General features: G+C 80.9%; 1 pseudogene. It reads right to left on the bottom strand.

Going from position 1 to position 298, the window contains the following annotated elements:
• Window positions 1-298, bottom strand: a pseudogene (locus D471_RS35645) (hypothetical protein); the annotation flags it as partial.

The following is a 298-nucleotide window of genomic DNA, read 5'->3' as shown; positions in this document are numbered from 1 at the left end:
CTCGGCCGCCGTCCGCACGAACGGACCGGCGGGGTGCCCGCCCGTGGACCACCCGACGGACACGGGGCCGCCGGACCGCGCGCGGCGCACGAGGTCGAACCCGCCGTCCGGGGCGTCGCCGGTGTCCCGGTTGGCGGCCGCGACGAGGACGACCAGCCGGGCTCCCGCGGACAGGTCCGCTCCGGCGATCCGTGTCGCCTCGCGGACCCGCCAACCCTCCAGGCGCACCGGCGGCGCCCAGTGGAGCGTCTCGGCGACGGCCGCGCCGGCCAGGTCGGGGTCGGCCGCCAGAGCGGCC

Origin of the sequence: Nocardiopsis lucentensis DSM 44048 (assembly GCF_000341125.1) — a bacterium.
GTDB lineage: Bacteria > Actinomycetota > Actinomycetes > Streptosporangiales > Streptosporangiaceae > Nocardiopsis > Nocardiopsis lucentensis.
The sequence above is the reverse complement of the archived record's forward strand: the minus strand, read 5'-3'. Positions and strand labels throughout refer to the sequence as shown.